This window comes from Limnohabitans sp. Jir72 (genome assembly GCF_003063575.1).
Taxonomy (GTDB): domain Bacteria; phylum Pseudomonadota; class Gammaproteobacteria; order Burkholderiales; family Burkholderiaceae_C; genus Limnohabitans_A.
Genome location: NZ_NESC01000001.1, coordinates 269,203 through 294,479 on the forward strand (window position 1 = coordinate 269,203; position 25,277 = coordinate 294,479).

A 25,277-nucleotide genomic window follows, 5' to 3' on the forward strand; every position below is an offset into this window, starting at 1 on the left:
TTCACAACTCCTTCACCAAGTCATATAAAAGCGCCACCTCTTTATCGGTCAGCGTGTCCTTGGCTGACTTCGGGTAAGCCAACAACAAATAAATCTGAAACTCATCTTTGAGCCAGTAATAAATCACCCGGACCCCCGCACTTTTGCCACGCCCTTGCACTGCATAGCGCAATTTGCGAATCCCTCCGCCGCCTCGGATCAGATCGCCAAGAGCCGGATTTTCAACCAATGCCATCTGCATTTGCGCATAAGAATCATCCGACAACAACACGGTGATCGTGCGTGTAAAAGTGGGAGTTTCGATGAATTCCACACGACTCCATTCTATACGCCATTGGCGTATCAATTTTATTTAAAAACCAATCGCCCACAGGGGTGGGCTCCTACAAAGAAAAAAACCCACATCCTTGTGAGATGTGGGTTTTTTGAAAGCTTCAGGCTTGAAGGCCTTGGCTTGGGTTTAGCTGTGCTGTGTCATGAGCATGTGCTGGTCGATCAGCAGTTGGGCTGATGTGTCAGTGGCCGAGTTGTAGACCGCGTAGCTGTGGCCGTTGTCGGTCACTGTCGTGCCCGTGTTGGTCCAGTGGGCGGTGTCCAGGTCCACCGTGTCGTTGGCGTCGCCGGTCAGGGTCAGCTGGTGCATGCCGTTGGTGGTGGGCAGGCTCAGCACATCGGACAAGTTCAGCTTCAAGGTGTTGGCACCTGTGCCGGTCAAGTCCACGGCGGTTGCATTGCTGTGCGCTGCCAACACGCCCGACAAATCGAGGCTCATGCCGCTGCCCAAGAAGTCCACCATATTGGGGGCCACCGGGTTCACCGCCACTTGCTCGTTGGGGCTTGCGGGCAACAGCCAGGCATCGACCACTTCATGCTTGACGCCATCTGTCGTGGTGAACGACGAGAAGCCGCGCAAGTAGTTGCCGTTTTGCGCCACCATGGCGTCGTCGGCTGCCAAGTTGATGTCGACAATGCCCACATCGGCCATGGTGCTCAGCTCGCCAGCGTCGGTCACGCCGTCGCCATTGGCATCCACCCACACACGCAGCTGGCTGAACACCGCGTCAGCGGCATCGATCTTGCCGTCTGCATTGGTGTCGTGCTGCGCCAAGGCTTGCCAACCATCGGCGGCTTTGCTGCCATTGGCCAGCTGGGTGCCAGAGCCGAGCAACTCGGTGCCGCTGTTGATCTGACCGTCGCCGTTCAGATCGATGGCCAGCAAACCATCGTGACGGTCCACCCAAGATGTGACCTGCTTGTGACCTGTGCCAGCCAAGTCGAACACCACGCCAGCGCTGGTGTCCACGGTGTGAACCCCATCGCCATTCAAGTCCAAGACCAAGGGGCTCGTGTAAGCCGCACCAGTTGTGCTGGTCAAGTTGTACATTTGCGGCAACGTCTTGGACACGCCGTTGTAAACCAGCACCGCCGAGTAAGAGCCAATCTGGGCAGAAGTGATTGTCCATTGCCCGCCACTCGAGTTCGTGGACGGGCTCAAGTAAGCAGCGTAATTACCAGAATCTCCAGCAGTGATCGTGTGCGAACTCACAACCGTGCTACCGACATAGACGGTCACAACCCCGCCCACAAACAAGGGGTTGTAATAAGCATACACATGCACAAGGTCAAACACACCATTGGTCATACCAGCGTAGCCAACGGCTACACCGTCGGCCGCGCGCGTTGCACCATTCAACGACGTGTCCAGACTGAACGACACCTGCCCTGCCCCGCCATTGTTGCCAGCCACATCGGTGTAGCTGTTGGCGGCAACGCTGAACAGATTGCTCGCATTGGTGACACCCGGTGTCGGGGTGTAGGTCGCCGTCCACACCTTGTTGTCAGAGGTGGTCACGTTGGACAGCGTGCCATTGGCCACCGTCACGTCGGCGTTGCTGAACCCAGCCACCGCCTCCGAGAAAGTGAAGGTCACTGGCGTGGCACCGTTAACTGTCGTGGTGCCTGATGGCAAGCTCACCGCCACCGTAGGCGCCAACATGTCCACCGTGGTGGGCGTGGCGTACTTGGTCACCAGGGTCGAGCCGTCAATGCCCGTCTCGCGCACCTGCACCGTGTTGGCCGCATACTTGGCCGCTGGCAAGGTGAAGCTGGTGCCCGAGCCGGTTTGCCAAGTGACACCCGAATCGGTGGAGTACGACCAAGCATCACCCGCATGCGACAAAGCCACATTCATCAAACCATTGTTGGTGATCGAATCGCTGGTGCTGGTGCCCGTATCGCTGGCCAAAGCCAAGGTCGCAGCCGACAAATGGAAGCCCGACAAAGTGACCGCATTGCCGCTGTAAGGCGTGCTGCCGCCATGCAAGGCACCGGACACGTCCACGGTGGCGCCCGAGGCGGGGGCCACGGCAGCCGAGTCGTCGACCAGGCGGGCGGTCAGGTCTTGCTTGTTGACCAGCGAGGTGTTGGTGGCCGAGGGCACAAAGCGGATCAAGTCGGTCTTGGCCAGGAACACCGAAGTGCTGTCGGACAAGCCACCGGCCAGGGGAGTCCAAGTGGTGCCGCCGTTGCTGGAGTACTGGTACTGACCCAAGCTGGTGACGTTGGCCGCCGTGCCCGCCGAGGTGATGACCACGCCACGCATGGTGTCGAAATCGGCGTCGGTGTAAGTGCCGCCGAAAAGGGCTTCGACGGATTGGGCGGGAGTGGCCGTAGACACTGGAACCGAGACTTTGGCAAAAATGCCGTTAGGTGCGCCGCTGATGTAATCGTCCATTACGGCGATGCTGCTGATACCCTCCGGAATGGTCGATGCATCAATGGTCAAAGTGCCATTGATATTTGGAGCAGTAGTACCAGAAAGACCAACACAGTTAATCAGTGAACCTGCTGCATCAAATACCGGTGTCACAGAAATATCTGCCATTGAGGATGGCCATACCTGATCTCTGCCGAGCAAGGTTTTGAAATTGGCTGCGGTTAATTTGTATTGCGTTCCATTGATAAAAACCCGCAAGATTTCATTGTCGTTAGCTAAAGTCGTTGGATTCAGCATTGCAAAGTCAACCTGAACGCTGGCAACAGGCTGTGCGAAGCTGATGGTTGCCGTCTCGTCAACGTTTGCATCACCCAAGCGGAAACCACCTGAGGCTGGGACGTACTCCAATGTACTGCCAGTCAGTACGCCAGTATTACCGCTCACGGTTGCAGTGTTGGTGCCAAAGGTGAATGGGCCATTGCCTGTGAACGCAGAGAAACTGGTCAGAGGAACAACCGCCGCCCCCAACAAATCCCCATAAACCACCCCATCCGCATCCGAAGACACGGGTGCGCGGTTGAGCAGGTTGATGGTCACGGTGTCGCCCGTGCCGCCGCTGTTGCCGCCGCTGAAGGCGGTGGAGCCGCCGTTGACGCTGGCGTTGACCGTGCTGCCGGTGGAGGCCGCTGTCAGCGTGCCCGTGCCGGTCAGGCCCGAGTTGTCCACCAAACGCACCGTCAGGTTTTGCGGGTTGATGACGTCCACGCCGCTGGCACCGGCAAAGCGGATCAGCGCGGATTTGTCGGCGTAGACCGCTGTGGTGTCGGTCAAGCCGCCGGCCACGGCGGTCCAGGTGGTGCCGCCGTCTTTGGACAGTTCGTAGTGACCCAAGGTGCCGTTGGTGGTGTTGGCCTCAGCAGCTGTGCCCGCTGCGGTGATGGCCACACCCTTGAAGGTGCCGTTGGCCGTGGCTGAGGCGTTGCTGTCGGTGAAGGTGGCTGCAAACAGGCTGTCGATGGTGACGGCTTGGCTGTAGGCCAGTTTGGGGGTTGTCGATGCCGCTTTGTTGTAAACCGTGTAGTTGTTGTCCACAAACAAGGTGGCACCGTTGAGCGTGTAGGCCTTGTAGGTGTGACCTGCCAAGAAGTTGTATGCACTGCCATAAACCGCGGTCAGGCTTTCAGCGGTTTGAGCGGCGCCCACGTTCCAAAGCGGCAGATGAACCAGGTTGAGCGCTTCTGTGGCGGCCAGGTCGCTGCTGACCACCAGCATCTTGGACTCATCGGCCATGGTGCCAGCCACATCGGTGGCCCCGGACAGGGACACCACTGCAGCGTAGTCCAGCGTGAGGGTGCTGCCGTTGCCGCCCACACCGCTCATGTCGATGCTGCTGAAGTTGTGCACGCGGGCACGCACAGCGGCGTCGGTCAAGTCCAACACCGTGGCAGGTGCAGCCGAGACGGCCGACAGCTGTAAAAAGTTCACCCCGCTGCCGCCGTCCACGGTCATCACGCCCGCGTTGTTGTTGTTGAAGATGACGGTGTCGTTGCCTGCACCGGCGTAGACCTTGTCGGTGCCGGTGGCGGCGGTGGTGGCGGCGGTGGCGATGTTGAAGGTTTCAGCGGCGTCGGTGCCGGTGAGCACGTCGGCGGCGGTGGTGCCGACAAAATTTGTAGTCTGATAGCTGCTGGCGATTTGCTCTACAGACAGCGAGTCAACGACAATGGCCCCCTCTGACACCGTTCCACCCAGATTCGAGCTATCCAAGCTGACGACTGCGGTACTGCCCGTGGCTGTAAAGGTATAAAACACTTTTTGCCAACCATCAGTTAAACCGGCGCTGCTGGTAAATGTTTTCGAAACACCATTGATGGTCATATTCAATCCACCACCCTGCCGGGTCGTTCCATCTTGAAATTTCATGGTGATTTGCTGCCACTCCACGCCATAAACATAAGTTTGGCCTGCAGTCAACCCGGTCAATGTGCGAGTTATACCTTCCAGATATCCGCCACCGGTCGCTATCAGCATTTCTGCGTATGTCCCTCCATTGGTTGAAATACCATTCAAATTACTCTGTGTATAGGTACCCGCATTGTTGTAATTGGTTCCCCATGTTGTGTTGACGTAATCGTTCAAGTCTGGTGTACCAATATGCACCGTCCAACCATCTGGCGCTTTACCTTGGCCGTCTGCACCTGTCGTTGTGCCATCAATCACGGCTGTAATAGCTGTAGTGACCGGCGCATATGCCTGCGTCGCAGAGTTACCCAGCCCATTCACACCGGCTGCATTGGTGTAGCTGCCGTCAGCCAAGCTGATGGCGGTTGCACCTGCGCCGGTAGCAGGCGCACTCGCCTTCACCGTCCAGGTGGTCGCGTCCACTTGCGTGAGCGAGCCTGCCACCAAAGTGCCGTTGGTCACGGTCACGTCGCCTTCAGTCAAGGTGCTGGCCTTGATGGCTTCGCTGAACTTGAGGGTGTAGGTGACTTGCGTGCCGTTGGTCACGCTGGCGGCGCTTTGGTCGTCGGTGATGGTCACCTCGGGCGCGGTGGCCGTGGCCGCAAACACGTTGCTCACCACAGTCGGGTTGGCCACGGGGGCGGCGTTGAGTTCGGCGGTGCTGTGCAGGGTGACGGTGTCGCCGCTGTACGGGGTGCTGCCGCCGTTGTGGTCCACGGTGTCGACAAGGTCGGCGTCGGAAACGTCGATCACTTGGCCGCTGGTGGGGGCCACGCTGGCCGAGTTGTCAACCAGTCGAGCCACCAAGTCGGGCTTGGCGAGTGTGCTGGTGTTGGTGCTGGAGGCGACGAAGCGCACCAGGTCGGTCTTGGCCAGGAAGACGGCTTTGGTGTCGTCCAGGTCTGCGGCCAGGGTGGTCCAGGTGGTGCCGTTGTCTTTGGAGTACTGGTAGGTGCCCAAAGCGCTGGCGTTGGCCGTGGTGCCCGCCGAGGTGATGGTGACACCTCGGAAGGTGTTCAACGCGGCGTTGGTGTCGACGTCGGTGAAGGTGGGGCCGAAGAGTTGGTCGACGGTTTTGGAGGCGGTGATGGCGGGGCCACTGGATACACCCGTCGAGACGGTTGCATATATTCCGTATGGCGTACCAGAAATCACGTCATTGGTCACAGTGACGCTGTTGATGACCCCGCCGGGAATGTCCTTGGCGTAAATGGTGATGGTGCCATCAATGGCGGTTGGGTTAGATATCCCTGCAATCAATTGAGTACCTGGAGGACCTCCCGCTGAAAATCCGTCGGCAGAAATCACGGGCGTGACGACAGTGGTTTTATCTCTATAGTTGACAAACGCCAAATCAGCTTTGCGCAGATCAAAGGCTTGGCCATTGATGTTGATGCGGATCACCTCTGTGGCACCATATGTCGTGTCATTGTCCAGACTATTAAAGGTGATTTTCACCATGGAGGGACTGGATGTGACCGCGTACGTTGCACTTGCGTCTAGCTGAGCTGAGGGTCCTCCGGGTACCGACAAACCAACTTGATCACCTGAACTGAAGGAGCCCGAAGGAGGTGTAAGCGTGGTGTATGTCACTGAAGAGGCCGCCACCGCCCCCAACAAATCCGTCGTGATCACGTCGTTGACGTTCACGTCGCCGTTGGCCACGGGGGCGTGGTTGACGTTGGCCACCACGATGTCCACGGTGTCTTGGTCGGTCAGTGTGCCGCCTGTGCCGGTATTGCCGTTGTCGCTGGTGGTCATCGTCAACTTGTCGGTGCCGCTGTAGCCGCTGACGGGTGTGTAGGTCACGGCGTTGGCGCTGGCCAGCAAGGCGTTCAGGTTGGCTTTGGTGCCGCTCAGGGTGACGCTGCCAGTGCCATTGGTGCCCAGGGTGATGCCGGTGCCGGTGGTGGCCACGTTGATGGTGCCGTGGTCCACCGCCAGGGTGATGCCAAAGACCAGAGTACCGGCGGGGTCGTCCACGTCGGCAATGGCCAAGCCGGTGATGACTTTGGCGGTGTCTATGCCGGTGCTTTGTGCGCCGGGCACGGTGTTGACCGGCGCGTCGTTGACGGCTGTCACGCCGAAGCCCAAAGCTGCTGTGGTGGCCGAGTAGGCGCCGGTGGCGCCTTCAAGGGCGCTGATGTTTTTGTAGGCGCCAGAGGTTGCGCCGTCAGTGCCGTCCCACGTTCTCACAGTGGCCGTGCCTAAGGTGCCATTGGCGTTGAGGTTGCCTTGGAAGTACACGCGTGCGGTGGATGCCAACACAAAGGCGTTGGTTTCCGATGCCGTGGCCAATGCTGTGGTGAGGTTGAGCCAAGTGGTGCCACCGTCAATGCTGTACCACGCTGTGCCAAAGGTGGAGGTAATGGGGGCCACAAAGGCTAAGCCCACCGCTGCGCCTTCCACGTCAAGGCTGGCACCGTTGATGCCGCCCAAGCTGGCGATGGTTTGACCAAAGCTCGCGCCCGAGGGCGCGCCTTGGTCTTCCGCGCTGGCCGTGGAGCTGATGTTGGCGGGCACAGTGGGCTGGTCGTTGGTGCCGTGGATGGTCACGTCGAGCACTTGGCTGGCGGTGCCGTCCAGGCTCTTGACGGTGATGGTGTCGTGCACGGTGTCCGTGGCTTTGAGCGCGTTGGTGGTGGCCTTGGTGTTGTCCAAGGTGTAGGTCCAGGCACCGGTGGCGGTGTTGAAGGCGAAGTTGCCGTAGGTGCCTGCCAAGGTGGTGGGCGTGGCAAAGATGGCTTCGCCGGTGTCCACGTCGGTCACGGTCAGTTTGCCTGTGGCCACGGTGGTGGCGTTGTCTTCGGTCAGGTCGCCCACAGCTTGGCCGGTGATGGTGGCCGTGTCGTTGGCACCGGTGATGGTGACGACGATGTCTTTGCTGGCGGTGTCGTCCAAGCTGGTGACGGTGAGTTTGTCGGTGACTTGCTGGCCTGCGGCCAAGGCCTGCGTGGCGGCTTTGGTGTTGTCCAGGGTGTAGGTCCACTGGCCGGTGGTGGTGTCCAGGGCAAAGTTGCCGTAGGTGCCTGCCAGGCTGGCGGGGGTGGGCGTTTTGAGGCCTGCTTCGCCTGCATCAGGGTCGGTGACGGTGATGGTGCCGGTGGCGGTGGGTGTGCCTGCAATGGCGTTGGCCACGCCGCCTGCTTCGACCGCTGCACCGGTGATGTCGCCGCCGATGGTGGCGTTGTCGGCCACGGCGCTAACGGTGATCGCGACGGTGTTGATGGCGCTGGTGGCGCCTGCGCTGTCTTTGGAGACGATGCTCAGGGTGTCTGCGCCGTTGTAGTCGGCGTTGCCTGTGTACTTCACTGTGGCCAGCGCGGCGTTGATTTGCGCTTGGGTGCCGCTCAGGGTCAGGGTGCTGTTGTCGTTGGCACCCGAGGTGATGGTGGCACCCGACAAGGTGACGTTGATCGTGCCGTTGAGCACGCTCAAGGTGGTGCTGGCCAGGTTGCCATCGGCGTCGCTTGCGCTGATGCCGGTGATGGCCAGGGCAGTGTCTTCGGCCACGGTTTGTGCGCCGGGGTAGACGTTGGTGGGGGCAACGTTGCCGACGGTGGCGAGCACGGCTTCGTCACCGCTGTACGGGGTGCTGCCACCGCGTGTGGTGACGTTGAGTGTGGCACCAGATGCAACGCCTGGGCCTGTGTTGTCGACCACGACGGCACGCAGTTCGGTGTGGCTGGCGGGTGTGCCCACCCATCGCACGAGGTCGGTGCCTTTGAGGAAGACGGCGGCGCTGGTGCTGGCACTGGTCAGCGCGTTCCAGGTGCTGCCGTTGGTGGAGTATTCCCAATGGCCTGCCGGGTTGGTGGATGCGGCTGCAGCTGTGAAGGCGTAGCCTTGCACAGTAGCGCCGGTGTCCACGTCGGTGCTGGCGGGCATGAGCGAGGCCACGGTGGCACCTGCGGCGGGGGTTGCTTGCGAGGCAAGGTAAGCGTTGAGTTGGCTTGCGCTGAGTGAGTCGACAACGATGTAGCCGTTGCCTGTGGCCCCTTCGCTGTTGGTTGTGTCGGCACCTACTGTTAAGGTTGTGGTTGTTTGTGTTGCTGTAAACGTGTAGGTGGCGACGTCCCAGGCGTCCGTTGCTGCGCCGACCGTTTTGTTGTATTCCTGACGCGTTGTGCCGTCAGAGATGAACATTGAGCCACCACCAGCAAATTCTGTTGTGGCACCTTGCCATTGCAAAGCCACGGTGTAGGTTTGCCCCACCACAGTTGTCAATTTTGTCGACATCGATTCGAAGTTGCCGGTTGAGGTGGAGGCCCACATACCGGCCATGCCGCCACCATCAATGGATGTTCCGGCAATAGAAGATGCGACCAGTTTACCTTGACCTGTTCCTTGGCCATTTACGCCTGTCAGGGTATCGGGCGTTTGACTTGCAGGTGTCCAGCCAGTGGGTGAGGCACCTACGACCGCAACCCCATTGATCGGTGTCAAGCTAAGCGGCGTTCCCGGAACGGTTGCTGTTGACTCAAAAAGACCTGCCTTCGATGTCATGGGCTGACTCGTCAGAACTGGGGCATCGTTCAGGCCGGTGACGGTGACGGTGATGTCTTTGCTGGCGCTGCCGTCGGTGCTGGTGACGGTGAGTTTGTCTGTGACTTGCTGGCCTGCGGTCAGGGCCTGCGTGGCGGCCTTGGTGTTGTCCAGGTTGTAGGTCCATGCGCCGGTGGCGGCGTTGAGCACAAAGCTGCCGTAGGTGCCTGCCAGGCTGGCGGGCGTTTGCAGGCTGGCTTGGCCTGCGTCGCCGTCGGTCACGGTCACGGTGCCGCTGGCGCTGGCCGTGGTGTCTTCGGTCACGCTGCCGCTGAAGGTGCCGCCCAAGGTGGCGGCGTCGTCGTGGCCGTGGATGGTGACCTTGATCTCTTGGCTGGCTGTGCCGTCTGCGCTCTTGACGGTGACGGTGTCGTACACGGTGTCACCGGTTTTGAGCGCGTTGGTGGCGGCCTTGGTGTTGTCCAAGGTGTAGGTCCAGTCGCCGGTGGCGGTGTTGAGCGTGTAGGTGCCGTAGGTGCCTGCCAGCGTGGTGGGTGTGGCAAAGATGGCTTCGCCGGTGTCCACGTCGGCCACAGTGAGTTTGCCGCTGGCCACGGTGGTGGCGTTGTCTTCGGTCAGGTCGCCGACGGCTTGGCCGGTGATGGTGGCCACGTCGTTGGTGCCGGTGATGGTGACGACGATGTCTTGGCTGGCGGTGCCGTCCAAGCTGGTGACGGTGAGTTTGTCGGTGACTTTTTGGCCTGCGGTCAGGGCCTGTGTGGCGGCTTTGGTGTTGTCCAGGGTGTAGGTCCACTGGCCGGTGGTGGTGTCCAGGGCAAAGTTGCCGTAGGTGCCTGCCAGGCTGGCGGGCGTTTGCAGCATGGCTTGGCCTGCGTCAGGGTCGGTGACGGTGATGGTGCCGGTGGCGGTGGGTGTGCCTGCAATGGCGTTGGCCACGCCGCCTGCTTCGACCGCTGCACCGGTGATGTCGCCGCCGATGGTGGCGTTGTCGGCCACGGCGGTGACGGTGATGGCGACTTTGTCGGTGTCTTGCGCGCCTTGGCTGTCGGTGGAGACGATGGTGAGTTCGTCTGCGCCGTTGTAGTTGAGATCGCCTTTGTACTGCACGGTGGCCAGGGCGGCTTTGATTTGCGCCTCGGTGCCGCTCAGGGTCAGGGTGGCGCTGTTGTTGGCACCGGTGCTGATGGTGGCGCCGCCTGCCAGGCTGACGCTGAGGGTGCCGTGTGCGACGCTGATCTGGCTGGTGGCCAGGTTGCCGTCGGTGTCGGTCACGCTGATGGCGTTGGCTCCGGTGAAGGTCAAGGCGGTGTCTTCGGCCACGGTTTGCGCGGCGGGCACGGTGTTGAGCGGCGCGACGTTCAGGTTGACGGCGTAGTTTTGCATGGCGTTGGCCACGGTGCCGCCGGTGCCGGTGATGCTGGCTTCGATTTGGGTGTTGGCGTCGGCCACCAGTTGGGCGGCGGGCACGACGATGCTGTAGCTGCCGTTGCCTGCGGTGCCGGTGTAGCCCGTGCCGTTGACCATGATGGTGACGATGTCGTTGGGCGCAAATGCGCCGGTGACTTTGCCGGTGAGGATGATGCTGCCGGTGTTTTCTGCGCTGACGATGATGTTGTCGGCGGTGACGGGGTCGATGCTCAGCGCCGTGAGCTTGCCTGCGGTGGCTCCGGTTTCGACCACGTAGTCTTGTGCGGCCACGGCGGTTTGCACGGTGCTGCCGACGGTGGCGGCGATGCGGGCTTCGACTTTGGTGTCGGTGTCGGCGATCAGCTCGGCGGTGGGCACGGGGATGCTGTAGTTGCCTTGTGCGTTGACGGTGCCGGTGTAGGTTTTGAGGCCTGTGGGCAGGTCGAGCGTGATGGTGACGGTGTCGCCTGCGGCGAAGGTGCCGGTGGCTTTGCCGGTGAGCGTGGTGGTGGTCACGCCGCCCTCAGCCACGGTGATGATGTTGTCACCGGTGATGGGGTCGAGCCACAGGGCGGTTTTGGCGGCTTCGGTGTGGGTGTCGCTGTCCATGGTGTATGGACGCGGTGTGGCGGTGTAGGTGCCGGTGTTGCCTGCGGCGTCGTGGGCCAGCACGGTGGCGTCCACTTTGTGGTCGCTGTCGGGGCCGAATTTGCTGCCGTCGACGCCGCTGATGCTGTAGACGCCTGCGGCGTTGACGGTGCCGCTGTAGTTGGCTGCGCCCACGGTGATGGTGACGAGGTCCCCTGCCCTGTATTCGCCGGTGACTTTGCCGCTGATGGTGACGGTGCCTGCGGCTTCGTTGCCGGTGATGAGGTCGTCGCCGGTGATGGCGTCGATGCTGATGGCGCCCACGGGGGCGCTGGTGTCGAGCACGGCGGTGTCTGTGCCTTCGGCAGAGGCTTGGTTGCCTTGGTCGATGAGTTGGGCTTTGACGTTGATGGTGGTGCCGCTGGCGGGTGCCGTGAGTTCTTTGGTGATGCTGCCTGCGCTGATTTGCGCGGCGGTCAGCACGATGGTTTCGGGCGTGCCGTTGACGGTGACGATCAGGCGGTCTCCGGCCTTGGCGGCGGTGGGGATGCTGATGTTGACGCCCACGGTGCCGCTGAGTTCGGCGGCGTTGATGTAGGTGTCGTCGTTGGTGTCTTCGGTGATGGTGACCACGGGTGCACCGGCGATGGTGGTGCGCATGATGGCGCTGTCGGTGGCGTCGGGCGCTGGGCTGGCGTTGCCTGCGGCGTCTTTGATGCTGGCCGTCACGGTGAAGGTGTTGCTGTCGCCGACGCTGTTGTAGTCGGTGATGACGTATTTGCCTGCGGCGATGTCGGCGGCGGTCAGGGTGACGGTTTGGTCGTTGTTGCCGCTGGCTTTGATGGTGAGGGTGTCGCCCACGGCTGCGCCTTGGGGCAGGAGCACGGTGACTTTGATGGTGCCGCCGGTGGCGGCCAGCTCGGCGGCGGTGATGATGCCGTCGCCGGTGGCGGGGGCGTCGGTGTCGATGTTGACGCCGACGGCGCTGATGCGCGGGCCGTTGGGGTTGAGCGGGTCAACTTTGCTGAAGTCGGTCAGGTCGAGCTTGGCGCTGTCGGTGCCGGGGTTGCTGATGTTGCCCGAGGAGGCGGCTTTGAGTGTGGCGCTGACGGCGAAAGTGCTGCCGTCTGCAGGTGCTGCAAAGCTGGTCAAGATGCCGTTGGCGATTTGCGTGGCGGTGAGCGTGAAGGTTTGCGGTGTGTTGACGCCGTCGGTGACGGTGATGGTGTCGCCCACCGCTGCGCCTGTGGGCACGGTGACTTTGACGTCGATTTGGCCCGAGAGTTCGGCTTTGTTGATGTAGCCGTTGTTGTCGGCGTCTTCGAGGATTTTCACGTCTGGCGCGCCGGCCAGGTTGGTGTCGATGGTGGCGCTGTCGCTGACTTTGCCGCTGGTGTTTTTGGCCAGGTCGCTCAGCTCGGCTGTGGCGACAAAGTTGGTGCCGTTGGCCGGTGCGTTGAAGACGACGAGCACTTGGCGGGCTGCGACTTGTTCGGCGCTGAGGGTGAAGTTTTGTGGCACGTTGCCGGTGCCTTCGACCACCAGGGTGTCGCCTGCTTTGGCGTCTGCGGACAGGGTGACGGTGGCGTTGATCTTGCCGCCGGTCAGCTCGCTGACGCCGAGGACGGCGTTGTTGTCACCGTCCGAGGTGATGACGATGCTGACGTTTTTGCTGGCGTTGGCGGGGTTGGTGTCGGGGCCGAAGTTGGAGGTGTCCAGTTTGGCGCTGTCGGTGGCTTCAGGGGTGGCGTTGCCAGCGGCGTCTTTGAGGATGGCTTTGATGTTGGCGCTTTGGCCTTCGGCGGGCACGGGCACGCCTGTGAGCGTGACTTGGCCTGCGGTGATGGCAGCGGCGTCGATGGTGACGGTTTGTGTGCTGCCGTCGGTCAGTGTGAAGGTGACTTTGTCGCCCAAGCTGACTTTGGTTTTGTCAAAGCTGGCGCTGACGCTGAGGCTGGTTTTGTTGCCCAGTTCGGTGCGGTTGATCCAGCCGTCGTTGTTGCCGTCGGTGTCGATGGTCAGGCCCAGGGCGTTGCCGCCGTTGGGCAGTGTGGTGTCGATGGTGGCGGTGTCTGTGCCTTCGGCCGAGGCTTGGTTGCCTTGGTCGATCAACTGTGCCTTGACGGTGACGGTTTGGCCGTTGGTGGCGCTGACTTCGCGGGTGATGCTGCCTGCGGCGATTTGCGCGGACGACAGGACGATGGTTTCTGGCGTGCCGTTGATGTTGACGATGAGGCGGTCGCCTGCCTTGGCGGCGGCGGGCACGGAGATGTTGACGCCCACGGTGCCGCTGAGTTCAGCGGCGTTGATGTAGGTGTCGTCGTTGGTGTCTTCGGTGATGGTGACCACCGGCGCACCTGCGATGGTGGTGCGCATGATGGCGCTGTCGGTGGCGTCGGGCGTGGGGCTGGCGTTGCCTGCGGCGTCTTTGATGCTGGCCGTCACGGTGAAGGTGTTGCTGTCGCCGACGCTGTTGTAGTCGGTGATGACGTATTTGCCTGCGGCGATGTCGGCGGCGGTCAGGGTGACGGTTTGGTCGTTGTTGCCGCTGGCTTTGATGGTGAGGGTGTCGCCCACGGCTGCGCCTTGGGGCAGGAGCACGGTGACTTTGATGGTGCCGCCGGTGGCGGCCAGCTCGGCGGCGGTGATGATGCCGTCGCCGGTGGCGGGGGCGTCGGTGTCGATGTTGACGCCGACGGCGCTGATGCGCGGGCCGTTGGGGTTGAGCGGGTCAACTTTGCTGAAGTCGGTCAGGTCGAGCTTGGCGCTGTCGGTGCCGGGGTTGCTGATGTTGCCCGAGGAGGCGGCTTTGAGTGTGGCGCTGACGGCGAAAGTGCTGCCGTCTGCAGGTGCTGCAAAGCTGGTGAGGATGCCGTTGGCGATTTGCGTGGCGGTGAGCGTGAAGGTTTGCGGTGTGTTGACGCCGTCGGTGACGGTGATGGTGTCGCCCACCGCTGCGCCTGTGGGCACGGTGACTTTGACGTCGATTTGGCCCGAGAGTTCGGCTTTGTTGATGTAGCCGTTGTTGTCGGCGTCTTCGAGGATTTTCACGTCTGGCGCGCCGGCCAGGTTGGTGTCGATGGTGGCGCTGTCGCTGACTTTGCCGCTGGTGTTTTTGGCCAGGTCGCTCAGCTCGGCTGTGGCCACAAAGTTGGTGCCGTTGGCCGGTGCGTTGAAGACGACGAGCACTTGGCGGGCTGCGACTTGTTCGGCGCTGAGGGTGAAGTTTTGTGGCACGTTGCCGGTGCCTTCGACCACCAGGGTGTCGCCTGCTTTGGCGTCTGCGGACAGGGTGACGGTGGCGTTGATCTTGCCGCCGGTCAGCTCGCTGACGCCGAGGACGGCGTTGTTGTCACCGTCCGATGTGATGACGATGCTGACGTTTTTGCTGGCGTTGGCAGGGTTGGTGTCGGGGCCGAAGTTGGAGGTGTCCAGTTTGGCGCTGTCGGTGGCTTCAGGGGTGGCGTTGCCAGCGGCGTCTTTGAGGATGGCTTTGATGTTGGCGCTTTGGCCTTCGGCGGGCACGGGCACGTTGGTGAGCGTGACTTGGCCTGCGGTGATGGCAGCGGCGTCGATGGTGACGGTTTGTGTGCTGCCGTCGGTCAGGGTGAAGGTGACTTTGTCGTTCAAGCTGACTTTGGTTTTGTCAAAGCTGGCGCTGACGCTGAGGCTGGTTTTGTTGCCCAGTTCGGTGCGGTTGATCCAGCCGTCGTTGTTGCCATCGGTGTCGATGGTCAGGCCCAGGGCGTTGCCGCCGTTGGGCAGTGTGGTGTCGATGGTGGCGGTGTCTGTGCCTTCTGGGCTGGCTTGGTTGCCTTGGTCGATGAGTTGGGCTTTGACGTTGATGGTGCTGCCGTCGGCGGGGGCGGTCAGTTCTTTGGTGATGACGCCTGCGGCGATTTGCGCGGCGGTGAGCACGATGTTGTCGGGCGTGCTGGTGCCGTTGATGTTGACGGTGACTTTGAGGGTGTCGCCTGCTTTGGCAGCGGCAGGCACGGTGATGGTGACGCCGACGGTGCCGTTGAGTTCGGTGGTGTTGATGTAGGTGTCGTCGTTGGTGTCTTCGGTGATGGTGACCACGGGTGCACCTGCGATGACGGTGCGCATGATGGCGCTGTCAGTCGCGTCGGGCGTCGGGCTGGCGTTGCCTGCGGCGTCGTGGATGTTGGCGCTGACGGTGAAGGTGTTGCCGTTGGTGACGCTGCTGTAGTCGCTGATGACGATTTGTTTGGCTGCGATGTCGGCGGCTGTGAGCGTGATGACGCGTTGGCTGTTGCCGCTGGCGTCCACTGTCAGGGTGTCGCCCACGGCTGCGCCTGCGGGCAGGCTGATGGTGACTTTGATTTTGCCGCCGGTGGCGGCCAGTTCGGCGGCGGTGATGATGCCGTCGCCGGTGGCGGGGGCGTCGGTGTCGATGTTGACGCCGACGGCGCTGATGCGTTTGCTGGCGTCGGTGGGGTCGACTTTGCTGAAGTCGGTCAGGTCGACGATGGCGCTGTCTGTGCCGGGGGCGCTGACGATGCCTGTGGGGGCGTTGCCGCCGGTGGCTTTGAGCGTGGCGGTGACGGCGAAGTTGCTGCCGTCTGCGGGGGCTGCAAAGCTGGTGAGGATGCCGTTGGCGATTTGCGTGGCTGTGAGGACAAAGGTTTGCGGCACGCCGTTGCCGTCGGTGACGGTGATGGTGTCGCCGGGCACTGCGCCTGCGGGGGCGGTGATTTTGACGTCGATTTGGCCGTTGAGTTCGGCTTTGTTGATGTAGCCGTTGCTGTCGGCGTCTTCGAGGATTTGCACGCCCGGCGCGCCGGCCAGGTTGGTGTTGATGGTGGCGCTGTCGGTGACTTTGTTGCTGGTGTTTTTGGCCAGGTCGCTCAGTTGGGCAGCGGCGGTGAAGGTGGTGCCGTTGGCGGGTACGTTGGCAAAGGTGACGAGCACGGCTTTGTCAATGATTTGCTGGGCGCTGAGGGTGATGGTTTGGGCGTTGTTGCCGGTGCCTTCCACCACCAGGGTGTCGCCTGCTTTGGCGTCTGCGGACAGGCCTACTTTGACGAGGATTTTGCCGCTGGCGAGTTCGTTGACGTCGAGCACGCCTTGGCCTGTGCCTTGGGCGTCAGAGGTGATGTCGATGGTGATGTTTTTGTTGGCGTTGGCGGGGTCGACGTTGGGGTCCACGGGGCCGAAGTTGGAGGTGTCGACTTTGGCGGTGTCGGTGGCCTCGGGGGTGGCGTTGCCAGCCGTGTCTTTGAGCACGGCTTTGACGGTCATGCTTTGGCCTTCGGCGGGCACGGGTACGCCTGTGAGCGTGACTTGGCCTGCGCTTTGGGCTGCGGCGTCGATGGTGACGGTTTGTGTGCTGCCGTCTGGCAGGGTGAAGGTGATTTTTTCGCCGACTTCGACTTTGGTGGCGTCAAATTTGGCGGTGACGCTGACGGTGGTTTTGGTGACGTTGTTGGCAACGAGTTCGCTGCGGTTGAGCCAGCCGTCGTTGTTGGTGTCGGCGTCGATGGTCAGGGCCAGGGCGTTGCCGCCGTTGGGCAGTGTGGTGTCCACACGCGCTGTGTCGGAGCCTTCGGCCGAGAGTTGGCCGCCGACGTCGAGCTGGGCTTTGACGGTGATGGCTTGCCCGTTGACGGGGGTGACTTCTCGGGTGATGGTTTGCGCGCTGATTTGCGCGGCCGTCAGCACGATGGTTTCGGGCGTGCCGTTGATGGTGACGATGAGTTTGTCACCGGCTTTGGCAGCCGTGGGGATGGTGATGTTGACACCGACGGTGCCGCTCAGTTCGGCGGCGTTGATGAACCCGTCGTCGTTGGCGTCTTCGGTGATGACGACGACCGGGGCACCCGAGACGGTGGTGCGCATGAGGGCGCTGTCTGTGGCGTCGGGCACGGGGCTGGTGTTGCCTGCAGGGTCTTTGATGCTGGCGGTGACGTTGAAGGTGTTGTTGTCACCGACGCTGTTGTAGTCGGTGATGACGATTTGCTTGGCCGCAATGTCGGCGGCGGTCAGGGTGATGTTTTTGTCACTGTTGCCGCTGGCTTTGACGGTGAGGGTGTCGCCCACGGCTGCGCCTGCGGGCAGGCTGATGGTGACCTTGATTTTGCCGCCGGTGTTGGCCAGTTCGGCGGCGGTGATGATGCCGTCGCCGGTGCCTGTGGCGTCGGTGTCGATGTTGACGCCGACGGCGCTGATGCGCGTGCCGTTGGGGTTGAGCGGGTCAGGTTTGCTGAAGTCGGTCAGGTCGACGATGGCGCTGTCTGTGCCGGGGGCGCTGACGATGCCTGTGGGGGCGTTGCCGCCGGTGGCTTTGAGCGTGGCGGTGACGGCGAAGTTGCTGCCGTCTGCGGGGGCTGCAAAGCTGGTGAGGATGCCGTTGGCGATTTGCGTGGCTGTGAGGACAAAGGTTTGCGGCACGCCGTTGCCGTCGGTGACGGTGATGGTGTCGCCGGGCACTGCGCCTGCGGGGGCGGTGATTTTGACGTCGATTTGGCCGTTGAGTTCGGCTTTGTTGATGTAGCCGTTGCTGTCGGCGTCTTCGAGGATTTGCACGCCTGGCGCGCCGGCCAGGTTGGTGTTGATGGTGGCGCTGTCGGTGACTTTGTTGCTGGTGTTTTTGGCCAGGTCGCTCAGTTGGGCAGCGGCGGTGAAGGTGGTGCCGTTGGCGGGTACGTTGGCAAAGGTGACGAGCACGGCTTTGTCAATGATTTGCTGGGCGCTGAGGGTGATGGTTTGGGCGTTGTTGCCGGTGCCTTCCACCACCAGGGTGTCGCCTGCTTTGGCGTCTGCGGACAGGCCTACTTTGACGAGGATTTTGCCGCTGGCGAGTTCGTTGACGTCGAGTACGCCTTGGCCTGTGCCTTGGGCGTCAGAGGTGATGTCGATGGTGATGTTTTTGTTGGCGTTGGCCGGGTCGACGTTGGGGTCCACGGGGCCGAAGTTGGAGGTGTCGACTTTGGCGGTGTCGGTGGCCTCAGGGGTGGCGTTGCCAGCCGTGTCTTTGAGCACGGCTTTGACGATGAGGCTTTGGCCTTCGGCCGGGGTGGCCACGGTCACGGCGACTTGGTTGGCGGCTTTGGCTGCGGCGTCGATGGTGACGGTTTGTGTGCTGCCGTCGGCCAGGGTGAAGGTGACTTTGTCGCCGATGTCGACTTTGCTGCCGTCAAAGGTGGCTTTGACGGTGACGGTGGGGCTGGCGGTGCCGTTGGTGACGAGTTCGCTGCGGTTGAGCCAGCCGTCGTCGTTGCTGTCGGTGCTGATGAGCAGGCCCAGGGCGTTGCCGCCGTTGGGGGGGGTGATGTCGGTGTTGTAGGCGACGCTGATTTGGTTGTTGGCTTCTTGGACGGTGCCTGCAACGCCTGCGGCGTAGGTGTCTTTGTTGAGGTTGCCGGTGGTGTCGCTGAATTTGCCCGAGGCGATGCCGATGGTGGCGGTGCCGACCTGCCCTGCTGCGGGGGTGTAGGTGGCGGTGTATTGGGTGTTGTTGCTGCCTGCAACGGCGCTCAGGCCGGTGATTTGGCCGCTGGAGACGTCGATGTCAGAGGTGACGAAGCTGGCGGGGTTGACGGGTTCGCTGAAGGTGAAGACGATGGTTTCGGTGGTGCCGCTGGCACCGATGCCGTTGCCGACCACGTTGGTGCCGGTGCGGGTGATGGCCACGGTGGGCGCTGTGGTGTCGGCGGGGTTGGCGGTGGTGTTGAAGGCGGCGCTGACGAGGTTGTTGGCTTCGTAGTTGGCGCTGGTGTTGTCGTAGGTGTCGGTGTTGAGGTTGCCTGCGGTGTCGCTGAATTTGCCTGCGAGCACGCCGATGCTGGCGGTGCCGGTGCTGCCGCTGTTGGGCGTGAAGGTGGCGGTGTATTGGGTGTTGTTGCTGCCCGCAACAGCGACCAGGTTGGTGATGGTGCCGCCTTGGGCGTTGATGTCGCTCAGGGTGAAGTCGGCGGTGGCTTCGGTGAAGTTGAAGTAGATGGTTTCGGCACCGGTGATGGTGCCTGTGCCGGTGCGGATGACTTCGACTTTGGGGGCGGTGGTGTCAACGGTGTTGGTGTTGAAGCCGATGCTGACTTGGTTGTTGGTTTCAACAACGTGGTTGGCGACGTTGTCGGCGGTGGCGCTGTAGGTGTCGAGGTTGTTGTTGCCTGCGGCGTCGGCAAATTTGCCTGCCGTGACGCCGATGGTGGCTGTGCCGCTGGCGCCCGCTGTGGGCACGAAGGTGGCGGTGTAGAGGTGGTAGCCGGTGCTGGCGTTGCCCGAGCTGGGCACGGCGCTCCAGTTGGTCAGGGTGCCGCCGGTGACGGTGATGTCGCTTTGGTCGAAGGTGAGCGAGTTTTCGCTGAGGGTGAAGGTGATGGTGTCGCTGTTGCCTGTGGCCAGGTTGCCTGTGCCTGCGCGGGCCACGCTGATGGTGGGCGCGGTGGTGTCGGGCGTGGGTGTGGGGTTGGCGGTTGTGTTGACGGGGATGTCAATTTTGTTGTTGGCTTCCAGCACGTCGGTGCTGGCGTTGGTTTGGTAGGTGTCGAGGTTGCTGTTGCCTGCGGCGTCGGTAAATTTGCCCGAGAGTACGCCAATGGTGAGGGTGCCGTTTTGTCCGGCAGCGGGCGTGTAGGTGGCGGTGTATTGGGTGTAGCCGGTGCCTGCGGTGCCGCTGGTGGGCACTGCGGTGAAGTTGCTGAGTGTGCCTTTGCTGGTGTCGTAGGTGACGTCGCTCAGGGTGAAGTCTTTGGTGGCTTCGGAGATGGTGAAGCTGATGGTTTCGGCGCTGGTGAGTGTGCCGGTGCCCAGGCGCGCCACGGCAATGGTGGGCGGTGCGCTGTCCACGCTGGTTTGGTTGGTGGCGAAGTTGACGGTGTTGTTGGCTTCTGCGCCGTCGTTGTTGGCGTTGGCGGCGGCGTCGGAGAATTTGCCCGAGGCGACGCTGACGGTGCCGGTGAAGCCGCTGCCCGCTGTGGGGGTGTAGGTGGCGGTGTAGGTGCTGCCCGAGCCTGCAAAGTTGCTGAGGGTGCCGCCGGTGACTTGCACGTCTTCGGCTTTGAAGTCGGTGACGGCTTCAGAGACGGTGAAGGTGATGGTGCTGGTTTGGCCTGCGGTGAGGCTGCTCTTGTCGGCGCTGACCACGATGGTGGGGGCGACGGTGTCGATGGTGAAGGGGGTGCCGTTGGTGGGCGCACCTGCCGCGCCGCCCACGGGGGTGACGGTGATGACGGGGGTGTAGGTGTTGTCTGGCAGGGCCGCAGGGACGTTGATGGTGTATTGGCCGTTGGCGTCTGCGGTGGTGGTGTAGTGCACGCCGTTGATGAGGACGTCTACGGCCGAGCCTGCAGGGGCGGTGCCGCTGTAGGTGGGGGTGTTGTCTTGGGTGAGGTTGTCGCCTGCGGTGCCGGTGTCGGAGCTGCTGGCCAGGGCGCCGGTGGCGGTGCCGCTGATGACGGTGTTGGTGCTCAGGCGGACTTCGTTGTTGGCGTCTGCGCCGTCGGCGTTGGCGTTGCCTGCGGCGTCGCTGAATTTGCCGCTGTCGACCCGGATGACGCTTGGCACGGTGCTGTTGGCGTTGGGGGTGTAGACGGCGGTGTAGACCAGGGGGTTGGCGCTGCTTTGGACCAGGTTGGCCATGGTGCCACCGGTGACGCTGACGTCGGCGGTGGTGAAGTCTGTGCTGGCTTCACTGAGGGTGAAGGTGATGATGCTGGTTTGACCGGCCAGGAGCGCGGTTTTGTCGGCGCTGATGGCGATGGTGGGGGCCACGCGGTCGACACCGGTGGTGTCGGTGGTGAGGGTGAGTTTGTTGTTGGCGTCTGCGCCGTCGGTGTTGAAGTTGCCTGCCGCGTCAGACAGTTGCTGCGAGGCGACGCTGATGACGCCGGGCGTGGTGCTGCCCGCTGTGGGGGTGAAGGTGGCGGTGTAGACCTTGGGGTCGGTGGCGCTTTGCACCAGGGTGCTGAGTTTGCCGCCGGTCACGAGCACGTCGCTGTCGGTGAGGTCTTTGACGATTTCGGAGGTGGTGAAGGTGATGGTGGCGGTTTGGCCGCTGGCCAGCGTGGCTTTGTCGCTGCTGATGGCGATGGTCGGGGCCACGGTGTCGATGGTGAAGGCGGTGCCGTCGGTGGTGACGGGGGTGCTGCCTGAAGCTGCAGGGGTGATGGTGATTTTGGGGACGTAGGTGCCGTCGGGCAGGTTGTTGACGGCGGGGATGGTGTAGGTGCCGTCGGGTGCTGCGGTGGTGGTGTAGTGGACGTTGTTGATGACCACGTCGACTGCCGAGCCTGCTGGCGCTTTGCCGGTGATGCCGGGGGTGGTGTTGTTGGTGGTGTTGTCGCCTTTGGTGCCGCTGTCGGTCGCCGCAGACAGGTAGCCCGTGCCGCCACCTGCGATGGTGTTGGTGGGGATGCTCAGGGTGTTGTTGAGGTCTGCGCCGTCGGTGTTGAAGTTGTTGGCGGCGTCAGAGAATTTGGACGAGGCGACGCTGATGACAGCGGGCGCATTGCTGTTGGCTGCAGGCGTGAATGTGCCTGTGAAGACGCCGTTGCTGCCGGTGATGTTGCTCAGGGTGCCGCCAGTGACTTTGATGTCGGCGTCGGCGAAGTCGTTGACGCTGGTGTCTACCGTGCTGTCGGTGGCCGACTTGGAGATGGTGAAGGTGACGGTGGTGGTTTGTCCGGCCAAGAGGCTGGCTTTGTCGGCCGTGATGGCGATCACGGGGGCGGTGGTGTCGATGGTGAAGGGGGTGATGTCTGTGGAGACAGGCACGCCGCCGCCTGCCGGGGTGACGTTCAGAACCGGTTTGTAGGTGCCGTCTGGCAGGTTGGTGGGTTGGGTGAAGTTCCAGCTGCCGTCGGGTTTGACGGTGACGGGGTAGGTTTGGCCATTGATGGTGACGGTGGCGCTGGCACCCGGGGGGATCTTGCCGCTGAGGGCGGGGGTGTTGTCGTTGGTGTTGTTGTCGCCCAATACGCCGCTGTCGCTGCCGGCGTCGAGTTTGCCGTTGGCGGTGCCGGTGCTGTTGTTGCCGTCGGCTTTGGCGGTGTTGCCTGCGGTGTCGACCGCTGTGGCGGTGATGGGGCCTGCGGTGACGTTGCTGGTGGGTGTGAAGCTCCACTGGCCTGAGGCGTTGGCGGTGGTGCTGCCAATGACTTGGCCATTGATGTCTTTGAGGGTGACGATGTCACCGGCTTCGGCGGTGCCGACGATGGCGTTGGTGGTGCCTGCGGTGCCTGAGTTGGTGATGGCCACCGTGGTGACGGTGTCGATGGTGAAGGGGGTGCCGCTGGTGGGCGTGCCTGCGGTGCCGCCCACGGGGGTGACGGTGACCGATGGGGTGTAGGTGCCGTCGGTCAGGCCGGTGGGCACGTTGAGGCTGTATTTGCCGTTGGCGTCTGTGGTGGCTGTGAAGGGGCCGTAGGTGGTGCCGTTGGGGCCTGCCAGGGTGACGGAGACGGTGGAGCCTGCGGGGGCTGTGCCGGTGATGTCGGGGGTGTTGTCCAGGGTGCGGTTGTCGCCTTGGGTGCCGCTGTCGCTGGATGAGGCCAGGCTGGCGGTGGCGGTGCCGATGACGGTGTTGGTGTCGATGCGGACGGTGTTGTTGACATCCGAGCCGTCAAGGTTGTTGTTGCCTGCGGCGTCGGTGAAGGCGTTGTTGCCCACGCTGATGACGGCTTGTGCGGTGCTGCCCGGTGTGGGCGTGAAGATGGCTTTGTAGACCTTGGGGTCGGTGCTGCTTTGCACGAAGTTGGACAGTGTGCCGCCGGTGACGGTGATGTCGCTTTGCACAAAGTTGGCGCTGGCCTCAGACAGTGTGAAGGTGATGACCGAGGTTTGGCCTGCGGTGAGCGCGGCTTTGTCGGCGCTGATGGCGATGGTGGGCGCGGTGGTGTCAACAACCGTGGTGTCGGTGGCCATGAGGACCGCGTTGTTGGCGTCGTTGCCGTCGGTGTTGGTGTTGCCTGCGGCGTCGGTGAAGACGCTGCTGCGCACGCGCACGACGCTGTCGGCTTTGCTGGCCGCTGTGGGGGTGAAGCTGGCGGTGTAGACGGAGGGGCTGACTTGCGTGAAGTTGCTCAGGGTGCCGCCGCTGACTTCGACGTCGCTTTGCACGAAGTCGGTGACGCCTTCAGACAGGGTGAAGGTGATGGTGGCGCTGTCGCCGGTGCGCAGTTGCGTTTTGTCGCTGCTGACCACGATGCTGGGGGGCACGGTGTCGATGGTGAAGGGGGTGCCGTTGTGCGGCGTGGTCACGCTGCCGGTGGTGATGTTGAGCACCGGGGTGTAGGTGCCGTCAGGCAGGTTGGTGGGCTGGGTGAAGCTCCAGCTGCCGTCGGGGTTGACCGTGACGGGGTAGGTTTGGTTGCCGATGGTGACGCTGGCTGTGGAGCCTGCAGGCACGGTGCCTTTGAGGGTGGGCGTCGTGACGTTGGTTTTGTTGTCGCCTGGCAAGCCGCTGTCGTTGGGGGCTGCGGGGTCGAGGTAGGCGGTGCCGCCACCGACTTTGGTGTTGGTGGGGATGGCCAGGTTGTTGTTGAGGTCTGCGCCGTCGGTGTTGAAGTTGCTGGCGGCGTCAGACAGGCGGCCGTTGGTCACGCTGATGGTGCTGGTGGCGGTGCTGCCTGCGGTGGGCGTGAAGGTGGCGGTGTAGACCGTGGGGCTGACTTTGGTCCAGTTGGACAGGGTGCCGCCGGTGGCTTGCACGTCTTCTTGCTGGAAGTCGCTGACGGCTTCTGAGACGGTGAAGGTGACTTGGGTGGTTTGACCGGCGAGCAGCTGGCCTTTGTCTGCCGTGATGGCGATGGTGGGGGCCGTGTTGTCAATGGTGAAGGGGGTGCCGTCGGTGGGCGTGCCCGCCGTGCCGCCTGCGGGCGTGACGGTGATTTTGGGGGTGTAGGTGCCGTCGGTCAGGTTGGCGGGTACTTTGATGCTGTAGTTGCCGTTGGCGTCGACCACGGCGCTGTAGGGGCCGGTGGTGGTGCCGTTGGGGCCTGCCAGGGTGACCGAGACGGTGGAGCCAGGGGTGGCTTTGCCGGTGAGTTCGGGGTTGACGTTTTTGGTGACGTTGTCGCCTTTGGCACCGCTGTCGCTGTCTGTGGCGAGGAAGCCAGAGGTGTTTGCGACTGGAGTGACGGGGGTGACGCCACCACCGCCGCCACCGCCTGCTGCAGCTGCCGCACCTGCCGCACCTGCCGCACCTGCCGCACCGAGCGCGGCCAGCAAGGGGTTGAAGGCCAGCACGGCCAAAGCGGCACCAGCGCCCTGCACTTCTTGGCCACCCAGGGCCACGTTGACGGCTTGGCCGTCTTGGGCCAACTCAGGAATCAGGCCTTTGACGCTGGGGTCTTCGGGCACGTATTCGTAGAAAGAGCCGTTTTCTGCCTGACCAATGACGCCGTTGTAGCCGTCGGTCATGACGTTGTAGTAGTCCTCAATGATCAGGTCGGCAGCGCTGTCGTCTTCAAAAATGATGTGCAGGTCTTTGCCGACACGTTTGACTTTGACGTATTGCGGGGCTGCGTTTTTGTCTTGACCGACTTCTTGAAGTTGGTACTTGACGCCCGCTTGGGCTTTGATTCGAACAGGTTGACCACGGTCACCAGCGCCTTGCTCAATGTCAATGGTCTGGTTGTTTTCTGCTTTACCAGATTTGACGAGAACTTTGTATTGCTTGTTGCTGGTTTTGTTGGTTGCCATGATTATTCCTGTTGATTGATGAATACGGGGGTTTCCCAAATATCCGCGAATCAAGTTTGCCAAAAAAAAGTGCAGGAACAATACGCTAGTTGGCGTATTTAAGTTGCAAATTTGTAAAACATTTGAAACTGAATTGAGATAATTAGTTTTTTAATGATTCAAACTGATAAAACCAACTTTTGAAGAACACTCATTCTTCTAACTTTGTCAGTTCTAGCAAGTCGAACCTGTCTGAAATTGCAAGAACTTCGCAGTGTGGAAATTGTTGGGTTGATTTCAAAATTAGCAAAAAACCAGCGGCCAGGGTGTTTTGTAGAAGCCCAGCTGGACGTTTTGTAGGAGCCCACCCCCGTGGGCGATTTCGGGCATACCGCCAACGCATGCCATCGCCCACGGGGTGGGCTCCTACAACAAATGCAATCGCCCGTGGGGT

General features: G+C 62.1%; 2 protein-coding genes. Both read right to left on the bottom strand.

What is annotated here, in order from left to right; all coding sequences use genetic code 11:
* Position 1 precedes the first annotated feature (1 nt).
* Positions 2–313 carry a type II toxin-antitoxin system RelE/ParE family toxin gene (locus tag B9Z52_RS01135; RefSeq protein ID WP_108412026.1) on the bottom strand — a complete coding sequence of 104 codons (312 nt, stop codon included), beginning with the start codon at positions 311–313 and terminating at the stop codon, positions 2–4.
* Positions 314–460: 147 nt separating this feature from the next.
* Complete coding sequence (locus B9Z52_RS01140; RefSeq protein ID WP_108412027.1) at positions 461–24,844, bottom strand: Ig-like domain-containing protein; 24,384 nt, start codon at positions 24,842–24,844, stop codon at positions 461–463.
* Between the last annotated feature and the right edge of the window lie 433 nt (positions 24,845–25,277).

Coding starts and splice junctions, on each gene's coding strand:
- B9Z52_RS01140 (WP_108412027.1), bottom strand. CDS start 24,844: ATGGCAACCAACAAAACCAGCAACAAGCAATACAAAGTTCTCGTCAAA.